The organism is Sorangium sp. So ce367 (assembly GCF_051520455.1).
In the GTDB taxonomy this organism is placed as follows: domain Bacteria; phylum Myxococcota_A; class Polyangia; order Polyangiales; family Polyangiaceae; genus Sorangium; species Sorangium cellulosum_B.
In genome coordinates, this window is sequence record NZ_CP150334.1 from 2,567,738 (window position 1) to 2,586,504 (window position 18,767).

Consider the following 18,767-nt stretch of genomic DNA (forward strand, 5'->3'; position numbering starts at 1 on the left):
GATCGTGTTCATCGTTGCGCAAAGCCGTACACGTTGGCACTCGTACAGTCCGATCTGTCCTGGTGTTCTCGACGTGAAGCACGTTACAGATGCGTCGTATGAGTACTTCGCAGGGAGTGTCGGACAGCACTCCCAGGGCGACGCTGCATGCGTGACCCTTTACAGTCGTCACGCTCCCTGATAGCGTCCACGCTGCGTTTTTCAGGCGCTGGGGGGACGATTTTGACGCAATTCAATGGTTTCGTGGTCGCGGTCGACGACAACCCCGCCAACCTCGACACGCTCCTCGACGTGCTGTCGGGCGAGCAGCTGGACCTCGCCGTCGCCACGGATGGCAACATGGCGATCAGCTTGATCGAGCGCGAGCAGCCGGATCTCGTTCTCCTCGATGTCATGTTGCCAGATATCGACGGTTTCGGGGTGTGCAGGCGCCTGAAGGCCAACCCGCAGACCGCCGACACTCAGATCGTGTTCATGACCGCCTTGAACAATCGGGAGCACCGGTTGCAAGGGTTGAAGGCGGGCGCCGTGGATTACATAAGCAAGCCCTTCGATACGGAGGAGCTCCTTGCGCGGATACGCCCGCACATCGCCGTCCGGCGCATGACGCGAGCGTTGCAGGAGAAGAATGCCAGCCTGGAGTCGGAGGTCAGGCAGCGCGTCGCCGTCGAGGCCGCGCGCGAGGCGCTCCTCGTCGAGCTCATGACCCGTACGGACGAGTTGCGCGAGGCCAAGGAGGGGCTCGAGCGCGAGCTCGTCGAGAAGGGGCACGCGAACGCGGAGAGGACCGCGCTGCACGAGCAGGTCATCGCCGCGCAGCGCGGCCGGCTCCTCGAGCTCTCCACGCCCCTCATTCCGATCACGGATCGCATCCTGGTCATGCCGCTCATCGGTACGATGGACAGTGACCGGGCTCAGCAGGCCAACCATGCGATGCTCCACGGCGCGAGCAGCCGAGGCGCCGAGTTCGTCATCATCGATATCACGGGCCTCAAACATGTGGACGAGAGCGTCGCCACCATGCTCGTCGCCGCGGCCAGCGGCCTGCGGCTCCTGGGGACGCGCACGGTGATCACCGGGATAGGTTCGGAGGTGGCCCGAACGCTCGTGCAGCTCGACGCGCCGCTGCAAGGCATCGTCACGAAGGGCACGCTCCAGGACGGCATCGCCGTCGCGATGCACGCCTCCCGTCATCGAGGATAGGACCTCTGCTCTGCCGGAGGCTTGCCCGTCACACTGCTCGTGCCGTGAGCGGACCGCTCGGCTTGTCGCTGGTGCCGCGCGTGCCGAACGCCGACCTCACCCCGCGAGGCCTGCGCGGTGGATGGCCCAGCCCAGGGCGCCGCCGCCGACGACGAGCCACGTCGAATTGACCTTGAAGCGAAAGAGCATGAGCGCGCTCGCGGCCGCTAGCAGCACGGTGGGCAGATCGATGAGCGAAGCGCGACCGAGCTGCACCGTCACGACGAGCATGAGGGCGAGAGAAGCGACGTTCACGCCATCGAGAACTGCCCCCGCGACCGGCGAGCGGCGCAGCCGCGGCACCAAGGGGCCGCTCACGGCGACGAAGAAGAACGCGGGCAAGAAGATGCCGATGGTCGCGACGAGCGCGCCCGCAGGGCCGGCCAGCACGTACCCCACGAACGTCGCGGTCGTGAACACGGGCCCCGGCGTGACTTGCCCGACCGCGATCGCGTCCATGAGCTGCGCCTCTGTCATCCAGCCGAGCCGCTCGACGAGATCCGCGCGCAGGAACGCGAGCAAGACATAGCCGCTGCCGAAGAGGACCGCGCCGGTCTTGAAGAACACCCAGAAGATCCCTGGCAGCGTGACCGACCCTGCGACGGCAAACCCGGGAAGCCAAGGCGCCAGCGCGACCGCTCTGTTGCCGGTATCTTCGTCCGTTGGCGCCGGAGGGCGGGCGGAAGGCTTGCCAAGGCTTCTGCCGGGGCGAGCGAGCACCGCGCTCGCGGCGCCCGCGCCGAACAGCACGGCGAGCTCGTTCACGCCGAGCCACGCGAGGACGGCAGCCAGCACGCCGAGGAGCCTGAGCGACGTGGTGCGTGCGGCCTTCGGCGCGAGCGTGCCAATCGCCTGCACCACGACCGCGATCATCACGGGCTTGATGCCGTAGAGCAGCCACGTCGCTGCCGGTAACGTTCCGAAGCGCACGTAGGCCCAGCCGAGGGCGCCCGTGATGAGCATCGCGGGCACGATGAAGCAGATGCCGGCCACCGCGAGGCCCGGTCCCCGCGCTCGTTCGTAGCCGATGTGGATCGCCATCTCCGTCGAGTTGGGGCCGGGGATGAGGTTCGTCGCGCCGAGCAGGTCGAGGAAGCGCTCCTCCGAGAGCCACTTGCGCCGGCGCACGACCTCGTCCTGCATCATCGCGATGTGCGCGGCAGGCCCCCCGAACGCCGTCACGCCGAGGCGCAGGAACAGCCACGCGAGCTCGCGCAGATCAGCCCCCGTCCAGCGCCGGACCGACGTGGGAGAGGTGGCTGATTCATTCACGGCGCGCTCCGGCGCCGCGCCAGGCGCGCGTCGACGGACAGGCGCCCCGCGCCGACGATGACGAGAAAGAGCGCGCCCAGCAGCATCGCCCAGTCCGTCCTCGCCTCGTGGGCCATGCTCCAGAAGCCGTATTGCGGCATCTTGCGCACGTGGAAGCCGAGGATGTCGCGGCCGAGCAGGATCGGAAGCTTGGTCGAGACCAGCGCCACGACCATGTCGATGACGAGCGGAGCGGCGGCGAGCCGGGTCAGGAGCCCCGCGAGCACGAGCGCCCCGCAGACGATCTCGACCACCCCCACGAAAGGTCCCATGACTTCCGGCCAGGGGATGCCGATCTTGACGAACCTTCCGGCGCCGAGCTCCGCTGGATACATGAACTTCTGGATCCCTTCGGACAGGAACACGGCTCCGACCGAGAGGCGGACGAGGAGCGTCGCCGCAGGCGCCTCGGTATCGAGCATCTTGCGCAGGTGTTGCATCATTTCGTTCCAGCCCTCGTTGATGGAGTGCGCTTGCGGGGGCGCACGGCGGCGCCACGGTTCTCGCCTGAAGCTGCCGCGCGGCCGCGGGGCTCCTCGCCCAGTACGACCTCGCGGTAGAGCTCCGCCACGTCGCGTTTGAGCGCACCGAGCAGCCGGCGGCCGGCGGCCGTCGCGCGGTAGCTTCGCCGGCCACGCGCCTGCGTCTCCTGGCTGGCCTCCAGCCAGCCGTGGCGCTCCATGCGGGCGAGCGCCGGGTAGAGCGTTCCGGGGCTCAACCGATGGCCGTGCTCTGCGAGCTCCTCCAGGAGCCACAGGCCCCAAACTTCGCGCGCCGCGGCGTGGTGAAGGATGTGGATCTTCCAGAGGCCCACCCGGATCTCACGATCCGCCGTCGAGATCATAGTTCGAAGCGCGTAGACGATCTTCGTAATGTCGTCAAGCTCGGCCTGCTGCCTTACGGACGCGGCCTCTAGCCTTCCGGTTCGGTCCTACAATCGAACCCGGCGCCTCCGCATCGGCCAGCTCGGCGCTGCCTGGTATCGTGATCCATGGCTCGAACCGCCCGCATCGCAGGTCACGGGATGGAGCCGGCTACTGCGCTCGTGACCGGCACGAGAAGCTCGACGAAGACTTCCTCTCCCCGCACTTCGCGCGCTCGTCGGCGGGAAGGCGTATGCCGAGCTCGGCGAGCAGTTCGAGGACAAGGAGCACCGCATGCTCGGCGAGGGGGGCTTCGAGAAGGCGGTCGCTGAGGTCGCCGAGCTCGAGGCGGCGCTCGGGATGGCCGACCTCGCGAGCTTCACGCCGACATAGAAGGAAGGTGAGACGTCTGCTGTGGCACCTGCACCTGTTCGTCTACGGCCGTTCTGCCACAATCCAGACGACGTCATCCGATTGTTTGGATACCTCACTACTCAGCCCGACCGTCGCGAGGCGAGCGATCACGTCCTCGGGCACGTAAAAGTGGTAGCTCGGGTCGCGGAAGCGCGCGGGCACGCTCGGCCCTTCCGGCCGAAAGGCGAGCACGAGCCTTCCACCCGGACGGAGCGCAGCGGCGAGCTGCCCGAAGACGCGGTCCGGGTCGTTCCAGAAGTAGATACAGTGAACGGAGTAGATGCGATCGAACGCCTCCGCCTCGAGCGTGAGATCGTCTGCATCGGCCTTCCGTACCTCGACCCGGCCTTCGCGTATCCCGGTTCGATTGCATCGTCGCGATGTGGCGATCATGAGATTCGAGACATCGAGACCGACCACGCTGCCACGGCTCGCGCGTCGCGCGGCTTCGCGCAGCGTCACGCCGGGTCCGCAGCCGAGCTCGAGCACCCGGCTCTCGGGCTCGATCGAGAGGAGGTCGAGCGTCGCTGCGTTCACCGCCGCGGTCTCCCGGGTCCAATTCCATCCGAGGAAGCGGCCGAAGAGACCGCGTGGATGGGCCGCCTGGCGGTTCACCCAGCGGGAAAGCCGGATGCGGAGCGGCGGCTTCGAGCACGTCGCGCCCTGCATCTCCGACAACGCCGTTCGCAGGCCAGCGACGTAGGTGAAGACGGCGCCGAGTATCGTCGTTGCGAAGCCGAGCGTGAGCTCGTTCACGCCCGCGATGCAGCTTCGAGGGATCACGAAGCCGTACCCGATGACGACCGTTGGGATCACGAAACCAGCAAGCGGAAGGTACAGGCGGGCGCGGTTCATCATGATGACTCCTTCGCGAGCCCATGGAACACGAGCTCAATGATCGTGGCCTCGACCTCTTCCTCGACGAGAGGCTGCGGGGAAGGGTCCCAGTGGCGGTGGACAGCCCAGAAGGCGATGGTCTCGAGCACGAAGCGCGCGGCGATCGAGACGCTCGTCACGGGCCTTAACGCGCCGTCGGCGATGCGGCGCTCGAGGTAGTGCGCGAGCGCGGCATGCTGCGCCCATCGCCCCTCGTCGAACCATGCGGCGGCGAGCTCAGGGTGATCAAGCGCGCAGCGATCGACGAGCTTCAGGCTCCTCCGATTGCGCGCCATGCGACGATAGAGGTCACGCGCGATGTCTGCGAACTCCGCCGCCGCGTCTCCCGAGCACGGCCGGCCGAGCGCCTGGAGCAGGACGAGCTCGCTCGACTCGCTCACAAGCCGTTCGCGGATGTAGGCCACGGTCGCGCCCTGACCAGGGGTCCTCCATGGCAGCGAGGCTGGGCCGGGCGCCAGAGGACCGTCGGCGAAGCGGAGCGCCAAGTCGAAGAGCGCCTCCTTCGACTCGACATAGCCGTAGACAGTCCCCTTGGCGACGCCGAGAGCGCTCGCCACGTCCGCCATCTGCGTCATCCGGTACCCCCGGGCGACGAACGTGTCCGTCGCAACGTCGACGAGCTGGCGGAACCGGTCCGATGGAATCGTCCTCACCACCCCCTCAACATAACCGACCGACCGGGTCAGTCAATGGCCTTGCTGCTTGACTATTCAATTTATTGCTTGAATACTTGAGTACGTGACGACCCTCCATAGGCGGTTCAAGGACGCGATCTACGAGCAGCTCGCCCGGCTCGGGAAAGCCATCTCGGCACCGAAGCGGCTGGAGTTGCTCGACCTCCTCTGTCAGGGCCCGCGCACGGTGGAGTCGCTCGCCGAGCAGGCGGGCATCTCGGTCGCGAACGCCTCGCAACACCTGCAGGTCCTTCGTGCGGCGCGGCTCGTCGACGCCGAGAAGAAGGGTCTGTACGTCGAGTACCGGCTCGCCGACGGCGAGATCGGCCTGTTCGTCTTCGCGATGCGCAGGCTCGCCGAGACGCGACTCCCCGAGATCGACCAGGTCACCCGCGAGTACTTCGAGCAGCGTGGCGCGATGGAGGCGGTCGACGACGAGGAGCTGCTTCGCCGCGTCAAGAGCGGCGAGGTGACCGTCCTCGACGTGCGCCCCCTCGAGGAGTACCGCGCCGGTCACATCCCCGGCGCGATCTCGATCCCCGTCGGTGAGCTGGAAGCACGCCTCAAGGAGCTGCCGGGCGATCGCGAGGTCGTCGCCTACTGCCGCGGGCGGTACTGCGTGATGGCCCTCGAAGCGGTCGAGCTGCTCCGCAAGCAGGGCTTCAAGGCTCACCGCATGGAGCAGGGAGTCGTCGACTGGCAGGCCCGCGGCTGGAGCATCGAGGCGCGCCAGAGCGCCTCATCAGGTGGCGCGTAACGCGAAGGAGCACGTCCATGATCTTCAAGCCCTATTACTACTTCGACACCGGCTGCGCGGCGTACCTCTTCGGTTGCGGGGGACTCGGCAAGTGCGCGGTCGTCGACGCGCACGAGGAGGACGTCGACAACTACATCGCCTTCGCCACGTCGAAGGGCATGCGCATCACGCACGTCATCGACACGCACGTGCACGCCGACCACCGCTCCGGAGGGCCCGCGCTCGCGAGGAAAGCCGACGCGGCGTACTGCCTGTATGAGTCGGCGAACGTCGCGCACCCGTTCGAGCCCCTCACGGACGGCCAGGAGATCGAGCTCGGCAACACGCGCGTGAAGGTCCTCCACACGCCCGGGCACACGCCGGAGAGCGTCTGCCTCGTCGTCACGGATCTCCGACGCGGCGAGGACCCGTGGTTCGTGCTCACCGGCGACACGCTGTTCGTCGGCGCCGTTGGCCGTCCTGACCTCCCGGGGCGTGTGCGCGAGAACGCGGGCGAGCTTCACGACAGCATCCACGAGAAGCTGCTCACGCTGCCCGGCGACCTCGAGGTGTACCCGGGGCACTTCGCCGGGTCAGCGTGCGGTGCCGGTATGAGCGGCAAGCCGTCGAGCACCATCGCCTTCGAGAAGCGGTGGAACCCGCTGCTCTCGAAGTCGCGCGAGGCCTTCGTCGACGCGCTCTCGGACGTCCCCCCGAAGCCAGCGGCGATGGAACAGATACTCCGCATCAACCAGGGCCGAGAGGCGCCCGCGCGATGAGCCAGGTGCGGCTCGGCATCCGCGAAAACCTCGGGCAATTTTCGCTGCTCGTCCTCGTCAACGCCTTCGTCGGCGCGATGGTCGGGATGGAGCGCACCATCCTCCCGCCGATCGCCGAGCAGGACTTCCACCTCGCCGGGAAGACGGCGGTGCTGTCGTTCATCGTCGTGTTCGGCGTGACGAAGGCGCTCACGAACTACCTCGCGGGGCGGCTCTCGGATCGCTTCGGACGCAAGCACGTGCTCGTGGGGGGCTGGCTCGTGGCGGCGCCGGTGCCGTTCCTGCTCATGTGGGCGCCGAGCTGGGCCTGGGTGCTCTTCGCGAACGCGCTGCTGGGCGTCAGCCAGGGCCTCACATGGTCGACGACGGTCATCATGAAGATCGACCTCGCCGGTCCGCAGAAGCGCGGGCTCGCGATGGGCCTCAACGAGTTCGCCGGGTACTTCGCCGTCGCCGGCAGCGCGCTCGCTACCGGAGTCGTCGCGGCGCATCACGGTCTGCGCCCCGAGCCGTTCTACCTGGGCGTGGCGTTCGTCGCGCTCGGGCTCCTGCTCTCGGTGCTCGTCGTGCGCGAGACGAAGCACCACGTGGCCGCCGAGGCGAAGCTCCACGGCGCGCCACCGCCGGAGGGCATGCCCACGCAGCGCGAGGTATTCTGGCGGGCATCCCTCCTCGACAGGAACTTGTCGAGCGTCAGCCAGGCTGGCCTCGTCAACAACCTCAACGATGGCATGGCGTGGGGGCTCTTCCCGCTCTTCTTCGCGGCGGCCCGGATGAACCTCGGACAGATCGGCACGCTTGCGGCGGTCTATCCAGCGACCTGGGGCATTTCCCAGATCTTCACGGGCGCGTGGTCCGATCGCGTGGGCCGCAAGTGGCTCATCGCAGGCGGCATGTGGGTCCAGGCCGCGGGCATCGCGGCCGTGGTCATGTCGACCGGCTTCGCGGGCTTCGCGGTCGGTGCGGCCCTTCTGGGCGTGGGCACGGCGATGGTGTACCCGACGCTGCTCGCCACGATCGGCGACGTGGCGCACCCCTCCTGGCGCGCCTCTTCCGTGGGCGTGTACCGGCTCTGGCGCGACCTCGGCTACGCGTTCGGCGCGCTCGTCGCCGGCATCACGGCCGACGCGCTCGGCCTCCCGGCTGCCATGTGGCTCGTCGCCGCGCTCACGTTCGCTTCCGGCCTGGTCGTGGCGGTCCGCATGAGCGAGACGCTGCGCCGTACCGCGGCTCCGGCACAACTCGAGCCGACCCGCGTGGCGCCCGCCGGGCTTCGCACCGCCTCGAACAGCGGTCGCGGCGCTATGGGCGTGTCGCTCGAGACGCGAGGTGAGCGATGAGCAAGGATCTCGCGGAGAAAGCAAGGCGCGCGCTCGAGCGCGTCTGTTCGGGCTCAGGTCTAGAGCCCGCGTCTCGGTACTACAGCCCGTCGTTCGTCGACCACGTCAACGATCTTGAGTTCCGCGGACACGCTGGTGTCGAGCGGTCGGTGACCCTGTATCGTAGCCTTCTGACGGACATGTCCATCAGCGTCGAAGACCAGGTCGTCGAGGGAGATCGGGTGACGTCCCGTTTTGTGATCAGCGGCACAAGCCATGGCCGCCCCGTCCGTTTCAGCGGCATCACCATCAGTCGCTTCGAGAATGGACTCATCGTTGAGGACTGGTCCGTGACTGACATGCTCGGGCTGCTTCGGCAGCTGGGCTTCGCGCGTTCGCTGCTGATAGGCGCCAAGAGCTTGCGCAGCTTGATCGCTGCGAGCCGGTCGGGGCACGCGACGAAAACGACACCACGATCGTGATCTCAGAACCGACCGCAGCACGGGGACATGCTCGCGGAGGTTCGCGTGGCCTGAACAGGAGGCGAGCCGGTTCGAGGCTTATCCCCGGACTGCCTCGTCCCTACGAGGCAGCAGCCCACCCCTCGCGCGAGACGAGCTCGGCCACGCGGGCGCGGACCTCGTTGCGTATCTCCCGCACGCGCTCCACCGGCTTGCCCCTGGGATCTTCAAGGGGCCAGTCTTCACGGCGAAGCCCTGGAACCACGGGGCACACCTCTCCGCATCCCATGGTGACGAGCAGCGTCGCTTGGCTCGCCAGCTCGTCCGTGAGCCGCTGCGGCGCCACGGACGAGAGGTCGATCCCCTCCTCCGCCATCGCGGTGAGCACTTCGCCATGCAAGGAAGGCGACGCGAGGTCGAGCTTCGCGTAGTCGGGACGACGCTTTGTGGCGCGTACGCCGAATGCCTTTTCGTAGAACGCAACCGAGGCGTCGATGTTGGAGACGTTGAACAAATACGAGGCTTGATGACATTCATCGTGTACTTTCCTCCCCATCAGGTTCACCGAGTCATGTCGAGTAGGACCAGCGCAGAGCACCCAACTGCGAAGGTCGCCTCGACCTTTGCAAGCGGCCTTCGTGGAATACGATCTGCAAGTCGCTCGCTCAGGGCGTCTCCGACGAGGACCCCCGAGGTGATGACGAGGATCAGCGACAAATGCACGCTCAGGCTTGTGTCGCTCCAGAGAATCGTCGCGGGGAGTCGGATGATGTCGACGGTCAGCGCAACAGCGGACGCCGTAGCGACGTAGGCCCATCTCGGGGCATCAACCATCTCGAGAGCAGCAAACTGGAGCGCGCCATGCGGACCCGCGATCGCGGCCATCAAACCGCAACCAGCGCCAGCGAGCCAAGCGCCGCGCGAACCGACGCGGGCCGGTCGAGGAGCAAAGAACCACGGCGCCGTCGCTAGCACGAACGCCACCCCAAGCACCGCGGCCGTAGCGCGCCCTACGAGCGCATGTACCGCAATGCCAACGAGCGCGCCCGCTCCTCCTGCCGCGCACAGCGGAAGGGCAAGCACTGGCTCGACGTCGAAGCGCAGCCGCCACAGCCGTGTTGCGGACGCGATGGCATGCGGGACCGCCACTGCCGCAAGCGCGCCGGCGATCCCTATCCTCATGGTAATGACGGGAAGCAGAATCGTGGCCACGCCGAATCCAGTGATCCCAGCCGCTCCGTTCGCCAGGATGGCGATCGCGAACACTCCCACCAGGAATGGATCGCCGCGGGCAGTTGGGTCGCATGCGAGCATCACCGCAGACATGCAGCAGACCCAGAGAATGAAGGCGTGACGTTGCTGCATGGCTGCGCTAAGCCCTTACGGGTCCAGCCGAGGGACGGTCGCGCCCGGCTCCGACGGGATCTCGATGAACGGGTAACCCGCCATCTTGTGGCAACTGTTGCAGGTCTCGGACGTGCGGCGGAAGGCCGCGGCGAACGCGGGCTCGTCGGCCGCCATCAAGGCCGCCCTAAGCTCGGGTGGGTGCGTGTTGCTGAAGGCCTCGGCCATCGAGGGCACGTTGACGTCCTTGGCTCGCCCCGGGTTCTTCGCCCGATGGAGCTGCTTGAAGACCTTCTCCATCTGCTCGAGCTGGAGTTCGGCGAAGTCCCACCGGCGCGCTTTGGCGGCGCGGCCGATGAGCTCGAAGCGCCTCCCCACGTCGGGCATGAGCACCCCCCAGCGCGGGGGGTCGGCGCCTTGCGCGCCCGGCTTCTCCTGCGGCGCACTCGCGCTTGGCGCATCGGCGAGGGCCGGTCGGTCCTGCTGTGCGCTTCCCCCCTTGCACCCCTGGACCCACGTCACCGCGAGCACCACGAGCAGACCAGCGAACCGCGAACTTGCACCCAGTTTCATACAGCCTCCTGTTACGGTCCACGTCTTCACGCGGTCCGCCGCCAACCTCACCCTGCGAGTCCTGCGCGGTGGATGGCCCAGCCGAGCACCCCGCCTCCGACGACGAGCCATGTCGCGTTGACCTTGAAGCGAAAGGGCAAGAGCGCGCTCGCAGCCGCGAGCAGCACGGTGGGCAGATCGGTGAGCGAAGCGCGACCGAGCTGCACCGTCACGACCAGCATGAGGGCGAGCGACGCGACGTTCACTCCATCGAGAATTGCCCCCGCCACCGGAGAGCGACGCAGCCGCGGCACCAAGGGGCCGCTCACGGCGACAAAGAAGAATGCCGGCAAGAAGATGCCGATCGTCGCGACGAGCGCGCCCGCAGGGCCGGCCAGCACGTACCCCACGAAGGTCGCGGTCGTGAACACGGGGCCGGGGGTGACCTGCCCCACGGCGATCGCGTCGACGAGCTGCGCCTCGGTCATCCAGCCGAGCCGTTCCACGAGATCGGCACGCAGAAACGCGAGCAAGACGTAGCCGCTGCCGAACAGGACGGCGCCTGTCTTGAGGAACACCCAGAAGATCCCAGGCAGCGTGACCGCCCCTGCGGCGGCAAACCCGGGGAGCCAAGGCGCCAGTACGGCCGCTCTGTCGCCGGCACGCTGATCGCTCGGCGACGGAGGCTGGGCGGAGGGCTTGCCGGGGCCCCCACCGAGGCGAGCGAGCCCCACGCTCGCAGCGCCCGCGCCGAACAGCACGGCGAGCTCGTTCACGCCGAGCCACGCGAGGACGGCGGCCGTCGCGCCGAGGAGCCGGAGGGACGTGGTGCGGGCAGCCTTCGGCGCGAGCGCGCCGATCGCCTGCACCACGACGGCGATCATCACGGGCTTGATGCCGTAGAGCAGCCACGTCGCTGCCGGCACCGTTCCGAAGCGCACGTACGCCCAGCCGAGGGCGCCCGTGATGACCATCGCGGGCACGATGAAGCAGATGCCGGCCACCGCGAGGCCCGGTCCCCGCGCTCGTTCGTAGCCGATGTGGATCGCCATCTCCGTCGAGTTGGGGCCAGGGATGAGGTTCGTCGCGCCGAGCAGGTCGAGGAAGCGCTCCTCCGAGAGCCACTCGCGCCGGCGCACGACCTCGTCCTGCATCATCGCGATGTGAGCGGCAGGCCCCCCGAACGCCGTCACGCCGAGGCGCAGAAACAGCCACGCGAGCTCGCGCAGATCGGCCCCCGTCCAGCGCCGGACCGACGTGGGAGAGGTGGTTGATTCATTCACGGCGCGCTCCGACGCCGCGCCAAGCGCATGTCGATGGACCAGCGCCCCGCGCCGACGACGACGAGAAAGAGCGCGCCCAGCAGCATCGCCCAGTCCGTCCTCGCCTCGTGGGCCATGCTCCAGAAGCCGTAGTGCGGCAGCTTGCGCACGTGGAAGCCGAGGATGTCTCGGCCGAGCAGGATCGGGAGCTTGGTCGAGACGAGCGCCACGACCATGTTGATGACGAGCGGAGCGGCGGCGACCCGGGTAAGGAGCCCCGCGAGCACGAGCGCGCCGCAGACGATCTCGACCACCCCTACGAAAGGTCCCGTGGCTTCCGGCCAGGGGATGCCGATCTTGACGAACCGTCCGGCGCCGAGCTCCGCTGGATAGATGAACTTCTGGAGCCCTTCGGACAAGAAGACGGTTCCGACCGAGAGGCGGACGAGGAGCGTCGCCGCCGGCCCCTCGGTTTCGAGCATCTTGCGCAGGTGCTTTATCATTTCTTCCCAGTCCTTGTTGATGGTGTGCGCTTCCGGCTGCGAGGGGGGCGGCGCGCGGCGGCGCCATGGTTCTCGCGTGAAGCTGCCGCGCGATCGCGGGGCTCCCTGCCCAGGACGACCTCGCGGTAGAGCTCCGTCACATCGCGCTTGAGCGCAGCGAGCAGCCGGCGGCCGGCGGCCGTCGCGCGGTAGCTTCGCCGCCCCCGCGCCTGCGTCTCTTGGCAGGCCTCGAGCCAGCCGTGACGCTCCATGCGGGCGAGCGCCGGGTAGAGCGTTCCGGGGCTCAGCCGATGGCCGTGCTCTGCGAGCTCCTCCAGGAGCCACAGGCCCCAGACTTCATGCGCCGCGGCGTGGTGAAGGATGTGGATCTTCCAGAGCCCTACCCGGATCTCGCGATCCGCCGTCGAGAACATATGTCGAAGCACGTAGACGATCTTCGTAAACTCGTCAAGCTCGGCTGAGCGTCGTACGGACGCGACCTCTGGCCTTCGGGCTCGGTCCTTCCGTCGAATCCGGCGCCTCCGCATCGGCCGGCTCGGTGCTGCTTGGTATCGTAACCCCTGGCTCGTACCACCCGCATTGCAGGCCACGGGATGCAGCCGGCTACTGCGCTCGTGACGGGCGCCTCCAGGGGAATGGGTCGTGGGGTCGCAGAGCGACTCGACGCGCGTGGCACGGCGGTGGCGTTGCTCGCGAACACGCCGGACCTGCTCGATGACGTCCGGCGTCGCATCGAGGCGGGGGGCGGGCGCGCGACCGTGCGGGTCGTGGATGTGCGCCAGACGGCGCGGCTCGTCGAAGCGGTTCAGTCGATTGAACACGAGCTCGGAGGGCTCGACCTCGTCGTGGCAAACGCGGGTATCGGGACGCCGGTCGACGTCCGATCGATGTGCTGGAACGCGATCGCCCCCATCATCGAGACCAACGTGCTCGGTACGTTCGCGACACTGACCGCCGCGCTGCCGAGCATGCTCCGGCGCGGTCACGGTCACCTGGTCGCCGTCTCGTCCCTCGCCGGCTCCCGCGGCCTGCCCACGGTCACTCACTACTGCGCGAGCAAGGCGGCGATCTCCCGCTTCGTCGAGGGCCTGCGGATAGATCTGGCAGGCACGGGGATAACTATCACCGACATCCAGCCTGGATTCGTGGACAGCGCCGGCACCGGGCGGCGCTCGTATCCCACGCCGTGGATGCTGGACCTGGAAACCGCCGTGGACTGCATCATGTGCGCAATCGCTACCAAGGCTCCTCTGGCGAGGTTCCCGGCACTCTTGGCGGGCCTCATGGGGGTCGGCCGCATCGTTCCGAGGAGCATCTTCGAGCGTGTGATGGCCGTCGTCGTACGCCGGAGCGCTGCATCTACGGACAGCATTGGCGATGGCGGGGGTACGCGATGACGAGCTCGGGGACGTGGCGCCGAACGACCCTCGGCCGAACCGGTATGGTGGTCGGTCGCCTGGGGCTCGCGTCGAACGGTATCGATCGATACGGCGTCGAGTGGGCCGTCGACCGAGGCGTCAACTACCTCTACTGGGGCTCTCTGCGCTGGCCGGGCTTCGGGCAGGCCGTCCGGCACCTCGCGCAGTCGCGACGGGAGGAGCTCGTCATCGTCGTCCAGACCTACGCGCGCGTGGCGGCGCTCGTCGGCGTTTCGATCGAGCGCGCGCTCCGGCAGCTGGGGATTGACTATTGCGATCTCGTGCTGCTCGGATGGTGGAATGAGCCGCCGCCCCCGGGGATCGTGGACGCGGCCCGGCGTGTGTGCGAGGCAGGCAAGGCGCGGCAACTCATCGTTTCGTGCCACCAGCGCCAGACGTTCCGCGAGTACATCGAGGATCCTACGTACGGCGCCATCATGGTGCGTTACAACGCGGCGCACCCTGGTGCTGAGTCGGAAGTGTTTCCCTATCTCGGCCCCCACCCTCCGGCCAACGACCAACCACCCGGCCGGCCAGGCGTGGTCACGTACACGGCGACGCGTTGGGGAGCGCTGCTCGACCCGGCGTTCACGCCGCCAGGGGAGCGGACGCCGTGCGGCACCGACTGCTACCGCTTCGCGCTCACGCACCCCGACGTGGATGTCACGCTGTGCGGCGCCAAGACGCACGACGAGCTACGGCTCGCGCTCGATGCACTGGAGCGCGGCCCCATGTCGAAGGAAGAGCTCGCCTGGATGAAGCGGGTTGGCACTGTGGTGCGGACGACATCGACGCAACGGTCCGGCAACCCGGTCGTCCATCTGCTCGATCGCGTCACGCGCGTGCAGGGGCTGAAGCACGGGTAGCGCGCTGGTGCGCGCTGCGGAAGGGAGGCATCGCTCATGAACGAAAACGGATTGTCTCGACGGACGCTGGTTCTCGTGACCAGCAGTGTCGGCATGAGCGCCGTCCTCGGTGCCTGCGCGCGTCCGCGCGACGCGGCGGTCCGCGAACCGAAGCAGGACGGCGGCTCTGGGGAAGGCGGCGAAGTCACCCCCGGTGAGGATCTGATGCGAGAGCACGGGATCCTGCGCCGGATCATGTTCCTGTACGACGAAGCCATCCGGCGCCTGGATGGGCGCGAAGAGGTCCCCATCAACGTGCTCCTCTCGGCTGCGGGCGTCGTGCGCCGGGTGATCGAGGACTATCACGAGAAGCTCGAAGAAGACTTCCTCTTCCCCCGCTTCGAGCGCGCCGGCAAGCTCACCGATCTCGTCGCGGTGCTCCGGCGCCAGCACCAGGCGGGGCGGATCGTGACCGGCGACGTGCTCACGCTCGCGAGGGGACCGCTTGGCGAGCAAGCCGGCCGCCTCAAGCTCGCCGACAGGCTGCGCGCGTTCAATCGGATGTACCGGCCGCACGCGGCGCGCGAGGACACGGTGCTCTTCCCCGCGCTTCGCGCGCTCGTCGGCGGCAAGGCGTACGCCGAGCTCGGCGAGCAATTCGAGGACAAGGAGCACCGCGTGCTCGGCGAGGGGGGCTTCGAGAAAGCGGTCGCTGAGGTCGCCGAGCTGGAGGCGGCGCTCGGGATTGCCGACCTCGCGAGCTTCACTCCAACCTAGGCGGGGAGCGCGACGGATTACCCGGGCCGCGGCGCGAAACGTCTTGGTCCCCTCGTCAGAGTAAGAGAGACGCCGCGGCGGGGGCTGCTACGCCTCGACGCGGCGGCCGCGCTATCAGCGCCCGAGGGCCATGCCGTCGCCGCCCCTCTTCACCACCGCGCTAGCGACCACCGATCCGGTGCGACAGCAGCCACAGCCGGATTCGATGTTGCAGCTCATCGCGCGCGCGTTCGAAAGCCCTCTTCACTTCAGCTTCGGTCCCCGTCGCTTCTGCTGGATCCTTCACGCCCCAGTGAATCAGCTCGCGATGGGTTGGCAGCGTCGGGCAGCTCTCCTTGGCGCGATCGCAGACGGTGATCACGAAGTCGAACCGCTGAGCCATGAACTCATCGAGGGACTTGCTCCGCTGCGTCGAGATGTCGATCCCGATGTCGGCCATCACGCGGACCGCGAGGGGGTGTACCGGCCGCGGAATGGCCCCAGCGCTGTAGCTCTCGACGCGTCTACGGCCACTGAACGGCAAGGCCTCGGTCACCTGGCCGTGGCGGTCGACGGGTCCACCTCCACCGGCCCAACGCGCCAAGCCTTCAGCCATCTGGCTCCTGCACGAGTTGCCGGTGCGGAGGAACAGGACGCGAACCGGCTCGACGCTCATCCTCGGCCCCCTTCGGACGTAGGAGCAGCAGCCCACCCCTCGCGAGAGACGAGCTCGGCCACGCGGGCGCGGACCTCGTTGCGTATCTCCCGCACGCGCTCCACCGGCTTGCCCCTGGGATCTTCAAGGGGCCAGTCTTCACGGCGAAGCCCTGGAACCACGGGGCACACCTCTCCGCACCCCATGGTGACGAGCAGCGTCGCCTGGCTCGCCAGCTCGTCGGTGAGCCGCTGCGGCGTCACGGCCGAGAGATCGATCCCCGCCTCCGCCATCGCGGTGAGCACTTCGGGGTGGACGCGCGGGCCGGGCTGGGTGCCGGCCGAGATGGCGCGCGCCTTGAAGGGGTCGGATAGGGCGTTGAACCACGCTGCGGCCATCTGGGAGCGGCCCGCGTTGTGAACGCAGGCAAAGAGCACGGTCTTCATGGAACATCCTCCGGAAGCGCTCGATCGACCACGCGATCGGCGACCTTGGGCAGGGCGGGAACGAACCAGCGAAACGCCAGCGTCGCCGCTGCCGCCCCTGCAAGTTGTGCGACGATGAACCCCGGCGCGTCGGCCGGGCGGATGCCGGCGAACGTGTCGCTCGCGGCCCTGGCGAGCGTCACGGCCGGGTTGGCGAACGACGTGGACGAGGTGAACCAGTAGGCGGCCGTGATGTACGCACCGACGGCGAAAGGAACCGCCTCGGCCCGCCTCCGGACGCCGCCCCAGATGACGGCGAGCAACCCGAACGTCGCAACGAACTCGCTCACCATCTGAGCGAACCCCGAGCGCTCGTGTTGCGACGCCGAGAAGAGGGCCTCGCCGAACATGACGTGAGCCACGGCGACGCCCGCGAAGGCGCCGGCGACCTGGGCCAGGATGTACGCGGGCACCTCGCGCCAGGAGAGCCCGCCCTGGCTTGCGTCGGCGAGCGTGACGGCGGGGTTGAAATGCGCGCCGGAGATGGACCCGAAGGTGAGGATGAGCGCAACCAGCGCGGCCCCCGTCGCGATCGTGTTTGCGAGCAGGGCGATCGCCACGTTCCCGCCGGCGAGGCGCTCGGCCATGATCCCGGACCCGACCACGGTCGCGAGCAGCAGGCCCGTCCCGAGCGCCTCGGCGACGGCCCTGCGGGTGAGATCAGCGCGCGGCGGCATCGTCGAGCTTGGACGGCGCGCAGCACGACGGCGCGCAGCACGCGGCTTCGCTCTTCGAGGGCATCGCGGGCTGGCTCCCCATCACGGCCGCGTCGCCCTTGACCACGAACACCTCCCACGAGTTGCCATCGGGGTCCTCGATCCAGACCTTGTCCTGCACCGCGTAGCAGCACGCCGTGTCCTCCTCCGCGAAGGTCCTGAGCTCCGCGGCCTCGAAGCGGCTCTTGGCCTCGAGCACGTCCTCCGTGCTCGCCACCTGGACGCCGAAGTGGCTCGCGTTGACGCCGGTACGCGGCGCCTCCTGCATCGTGAGGTTCAACGACGGCGACGCGAGGTCGAACTTCGCGTATCCGGGGCGGCGCTTGGTGGCGCGCACGCCAAAGGCCCTCTCGTAGAATGCGACCGACGCGTCGATGTTGGAGACGTTGAGCGAGATATGAGGCTTGAGGACATTCATCGCATACCTTACTTCCAAAAATATCGAAATAGTGGGGCAAAAAAATTTCAGCAGCACGTCTTGCCGCGCTTGCAGCAGTCCTCCCAGAGGTACTCCGTCAGGGCACGGAGCGCCTCGTAGTCGGCGCTGTAGTAGTGAAACGTCCCTTCTCCGCGCGTTCTCAGGACGCCAGCGTCGACGAGCCGCTTGAGGTGATGGCTCAGCGTCGAGGCGGCCAGCCCGACATGCGCCTGGATGTCGCCGGCGGAGGCGCCCTCCATGCCCGCCTGCACCACGAAGCGCAGGACGGCCAGCCGCACCGGATGACCGAGCGCAGCGAGCTGTTCGGCGTGACGGTCGAGCTTCGACGGCACGCCCTACTTCTAATGTTTTCGAAGCACTGGCGCAAGCCTTTTTTCGAGAAAATGCGAAGCAGCCCCCCGAGCCTCGTGTGACGGGCCTCCACAGCGTGGAGAACGCGGGCGTCATGCACAATTTTTCTTGATTTCGGTGAGGACTCATGGTGACCCGATCTCATGAGGTCGGGAGATCTGGCACAGAAAGGCATCATGGCGTGACGCTCCTGCGAGCCGGCGGGCTGTTCTTCATGACCGCGATCGCCGAGATCGTTGGCTGCTACTTGCCCTACCTCTGGCTCCAGCGGGGGAAGTCCGCGCTCCTGCTCCTGCCGGCGGCGGCAAGCCTCGTCGCATTCGCCTGGCTGCTCACCCTTCATCCGACCGGAGCCGGCCGGACCTACGCGGCGTACGGCGGCATCTACGTGACGGTCGCGCTGCTCTGGCTCTGGTTGGTCGAAGGGCAACGGCCGACCCGCTGGGACCTCCTCGGCGGCGCCGTGACCATCGCGGGCATGGCCATCATCGTTCTCGGCGCGAGGAGTCGATAGCACGCGCGTCCGGCGGACGACAGCCGCACGCTCCTTCGATCGAGCACACACCCGTCTCGGCGCAGGATTCCTGGCCTTTCTCCGAGCGGCGACGGAGGGCGACCACCGCCAGCACCGCGCCGACGCCCGCCAGGCCGAAGGCGATCGGCTCTCCGAGGGCGACAAGGGCGCCGAGCCCGCCAGCGATGCTCAGCCCCAGCTAAGGAATCGTGCGGCAAGCGACGCAGGCGG

Annotated in this window: 25 protein-coding genes; 9 read left to right on the forward strand and 16 right to left on the reverse strand. The window is 68.0% G+C overall.

Features of this window, described 5'->3' with window-relative positions; all coding sequences use genetic code 11:
* Window positions 1-222 precede the first annotated feature (222 nt).
* On the forward strand, window positions 223-1,203 hold the full coding sequence (locus tag WME97_RS09900; protein ID WP_437551454.1) for a response regulator: 981 nt from the start codon (window positions 223-225) through the stop codon (window positions 1,201-1,203).
* A 96-nt stretch (window positions 1,204-1,299) separates the two neighbouring features.
* On the opposite strand, the gene chrA (WME97_RS09905) is transcribed toward WME97_RS09900, so the two are convergent.
* The 5 genes from chrA (WME97_RS09905) to WME97_RS09925 all read right to left on the reverse strand — a co-directional run bounded on the left by chrA (WME97_RS09905) (window position 1,300) and on the right by WME97_RS09925 (window position 5,380).
* A complete protein-coding gene (gene chrA, locus WME97_RS09905) occupies window positions 1,300-2,514 on the reverse strand; it encodes a chromate efflux transporter (protein WP_437551456.1) in 1,215 nt (404 codons plus the stop codon).
* The gene (locus tag WME97_RS09910; protein ID WP_437551457.1) at window positions 2,511-2,996 is read right to left on the reverse strand and encodes a DoxX family protein; all 486 of its coding nucleotides are present in this window, start codon (window positions 2,994-2,996) and stop codon (window positions 2,511-2,513) included. The genes chrA (WME97_RS09905) and WME97_RS09910 overlap by 4 nt, the downstream gene beginning before the upstream one ends.
* Window positions 2,993-3,397, reverse strand: coding sequence for a PadR family transcriptional regulator (locus tag WME97_RS09915; RefSeq protein ID WP_437551459.1), 405 nt, complete (start codon window positions 3,395-3,397; stop codon window positions 2,993-2,995). Before WME97_RS09915 ends, WME97_RS09910 begins: the two co-directional genes overlap by 4 nt.
* A gap of 454 nt (window positions 3,398-3,851) precedes the next feature.
* Window positions 3,852-4,688, reverse strand: a complete 837-nt coding sequence (locus tag WME97_RS09920) for a class I SAM-dependent methyltransferase (RefSeq protein WP_437551461.1) — start codon at window positions 4,686-4,688, stop codon at window positions 3,852-3,854.
* Window positions 4,685-5,380 (reverse strand): TetR/AcrR family transcriptional regulator, encoded by a 696-nt coding sequence (locus WME97_RS09925; protein ID WP_437551463.1) that lies wholly within the window; start codon window positions 5,378-5,380, stop codon window positions 4,685-4,687. The genes WME97_RS09920 and WME97_RS09925 overlap by 4 nt, the downstream gene beginning before the upstream one ends.
* Before the next feature lie 85 nt (window positions 5,381-5,465).
* Between WME97_RS09925 and WME97_RS09930 the strand changes: the two genes are divergently transcribed.
* Genes WME97_RS09930 through WME97_RS09945 form a run of 4 tightly spaced genes read left to right on the forward strand, consistent with a single transcriptional unit; the run spans window position 5,466 to window position 8,717 of the window.
* The gene (locus WME97_RS09930) at window positions 5,466-6,158 is read left to right on the forward strand and encodes an ArsR/SmtB family transcription factor (protein WP_437551465.1); all 693 of its coding nucleotides are present in this window, start codon (window positions 5,466-5,468) and stop codon (window positions 6,156-6,158) included.
* Between the two features lie 17 nt (window positions 6,159-6,175).
* Window positions 6,176-6,916, forward strand: coding sequence for an MBL fold metallo-hydrolase (locus WME97_RS09935; RefSeq protein WP_437551467.1), 741 nt, complete (start codon window positions 6,176-6,178; stop codon window positions 6,914-6,916).
* A complete protein-coding gene (locus WME97_RS09940; RefSeq protein WP_437551469.1) occupies window positions 6,913-8,256 on the forward strand; it encodes an MFS transporter in 1,344 nt (447 codons plus the stop codon). Before WME97_RS09935 ends, WME97_RS09940 begins: the two co-directional genes overlap by 4 nt.
* Window positions 8,253-8,717, forward strand: coding sequence for an ester cyclase (locus tag WME97_RS09945; RefSeq protein WP_437551470.1), 465 nt, complete (start codon window positions 8,253-8,255; stop codon window positions 8,715-8,717). The genes WME97_RS09940 and WME97_RS09945 overlap by 4 nt, the downstream gene beginning before the upstream one ends.
* A 100-nt stretch (window positions 8,718-8,817) precedes the next feature.
* On the opposite strand, the gene WME97_RS09950 is transcribed toward WME97_RS09945, so the two are convergent.
* From WME97_RS09950 to WME97_RS09975, 6 genes are read right to left on the reverse strand one after another with little or no spacing between them, the layout of a single operon-like run.
* On the reverse strand, window positions 8,818-9,261 hold the full coding sequence (locus WME97_RS09950) for a VOC family protein (protein WP_437551472.1): 444 nt from the start codon (window positions 9,259-9,261) through the stop codon (window positions 8,818-8,820).
* Window positions 9,258-10,061 carry a TSUP family transporter gene (locus WME97_RS09955; protein ID WP_437551474.1) on the reverse strand — a complete coding sequence of 268 codons (804 nt, stop codon included), beginning with the start codon at window positions 10,059-10,061 and terminating at the stop codon, window positions 9,258-9,260. Before WME97_RS09955 ends, WME97_RS09950 begins: the two co-directional genes overlap by 4 nt.
* Window positions 10,062-10,076: 15 nt before the next feature.
* Window positions 10,077-10,613 (reverse strand): hypothetical protein, encoded by a 537-nt coding sequence (locus tag WME97_RS09960; protein ID WP_437551476.1) that lies wholly within the window; start codon window positions 10,611-10,613, stop codon window positions 10,077-10,079.
* A 47-nt stretch (window positions 10,614-10,660) separates the two neighbouring features.
* On the reverse strand, window positions 10,661-11,875 hold the full coding sequence (gene chrA / locus WME97_RS09965; protein WP_437551478.1) for a chromate efflux transporter: 1,215 nt from the start codon (window positions 11,873-11,875) through the stop codon (window positions 10,661-10,663).
* Window positions 11,872-12,357 carry a DoxX family protein gene (locus WME97_RS09970; protein ID WP_437551480.1) on the reverse strand — a complete coding sequence of 162 codons (486 nt, stop codon included), beginning with the start codon at window positions 12,355-12,357 and terminating at the stop codon, window positions 11,872-11,874. The genes chrA (WME97_RS09965) and WME97_RS09970 overlap by 4 nt, the downstream gene beginning before the upstream one ends.
* Window positions 12,354-12,782, reverse strand: a complete 429-nt coding sequence (locus WME97_RS09975) for a PadR family transcriptional regulator (RefSeq protein WP_437551482.1) — start codon at window positions 12,780-12,782, stop codon at window positions 12,354-12,356. The genes WME97_RS09970 and WME97_RS09975 overlap by 4 nt, the downstream gene beginning before the upstream one ends.
* A 168-nt stretch (window positions 12,783-12,950) precedes the next feature.
* Between WME97_RS09975 and WME97_RS09980 the strand changes: the two genes are divergently transcribed.
* The 3 genes from WME97_RS09980 (at window position 12,951) to WME97_RS09990 (ending at window position 15,397) form a co-directional block, all read left to right on the forward strand.
* Window positions 12,951-13,754, forward strand: a complete 804-nt coding sequence (locus WME97_RS09980) for an SDR family NAD(P)-dependent oxidoreductase (protein ID WP_437551484.1) — start codon at window positions 12,951-12,953, stop codon at window positions 13,752-13,754.
* Window positions 13,755-13,798: 44 nt separating this feature from the next.
* Complete coding sequence (locus WME97_RS09985) at window positions 13,799-14,641, forward strand: hypothetical protein (protein ID WP_437551485.1); 843 nt, start codon at window positions 13,799-13,801, stop codon at window positions 14,639-14,641.
* 75 nt (window positions 14,642-14,716) lie between these two features.
* Window positions 14,717-15,397: a hemerythrin domain-containing protein gene (locus tag WME97_RS09990; RefSeq protein WP_437551489.1), complete on the forward strand. Its 681-nt coding sequence runs from the start codon at window positions 14,717-14,719 to the stop codon at window positions 15,395-15,397.
* Window positions 15,398-15,557: 160 nt separating this feature from the next.
* On the opposite strand, the gene WME97_RS09995 is transcribed toward WME97_RS09990, so the two are convergent.
* From WME97_RS09995 to WME97_RS10015, 5 genes are read right to left on the reverse strand one after another with little or no spacing between them, the layout of a single operon-like run.
* Window positions 15,558-16,052, reverse strand: coding sequence for an arsenate reductase ArsC (locus tag WME97_RS09995; RefSeq protein ID WP_437551491.1), 495 nt, complete (start codon window positions 16,050-16,052; stop codon window positions 15,558-15,560).
* Window positions 16,049-16,477: an arsenate reductase ArsC gene (locus WME97_RS10000; protein ID WP_437551492.1), complete on the reverse strand. Its 429-nt coding sequence runs from the start codon at window positions 16,475-16,477 to the stop codon at window positions 16,049-16,051. Before WME97_RS10000 ends, WME97_RS09995 begins: the two co-directional genes overlap by 4 nt.
* Window positions 16,474-17,193, reverse strand: a complete 720-nt coding sequence (locus tag WME97_RS10005) for an aquaporin (protein WP_437551494.1) — start codon at window positions 17,191-17,193, stop codon at window positions 16,474-16,476. Before WME97_RS10005 ends, WME97_RS10000 begins: the two co-directional genes overlap by 4 nt.
* Entirely contained in the window at window positions 17,177-17,650 is a 474-nt protein-coding gene (locus WME97_RS10010; RefSeq protein ID WP_437551496.1) for an ArsI/CadI family heavy metal resistance metalloenzyme, read from the reverse strand. Before WME97_RS10010 ends, WME97_RS10005 begins: the two co-directional genes overlap by 17 nt.
* A 47-nt stretch (window positions 17,651-17,697) precedes the next feature.
* Entirely contained in the window at window positions 17,698-18,003 is a 306-nt protein-coding gene (locus WME97_RS10015) for an ArsR/SmtB family transcription factor (RefSeq protein ID WP_437551498.1), read from the reverse strand.
* A 200-nt stretch (window positions 18,004-18,203) separates the two neighbouring features.
* Here WME97_RS10015 and WME97_RS10020 point away from each other — a divergent pair, with 200 nt between their 5' ends.
* On the forward strand, window positions 18,204-18,536 hold the full coding sequence (locus WME97_RS10020; protein ID WP_437551500.1) for a YnfA family protein: 333 nt from the start codon (window positions 18,204-18,206) through the stop codon (window positions 18,534-18,536).
* Window positions 18,537-18,767: the final 231 nt, after the last annotated feature.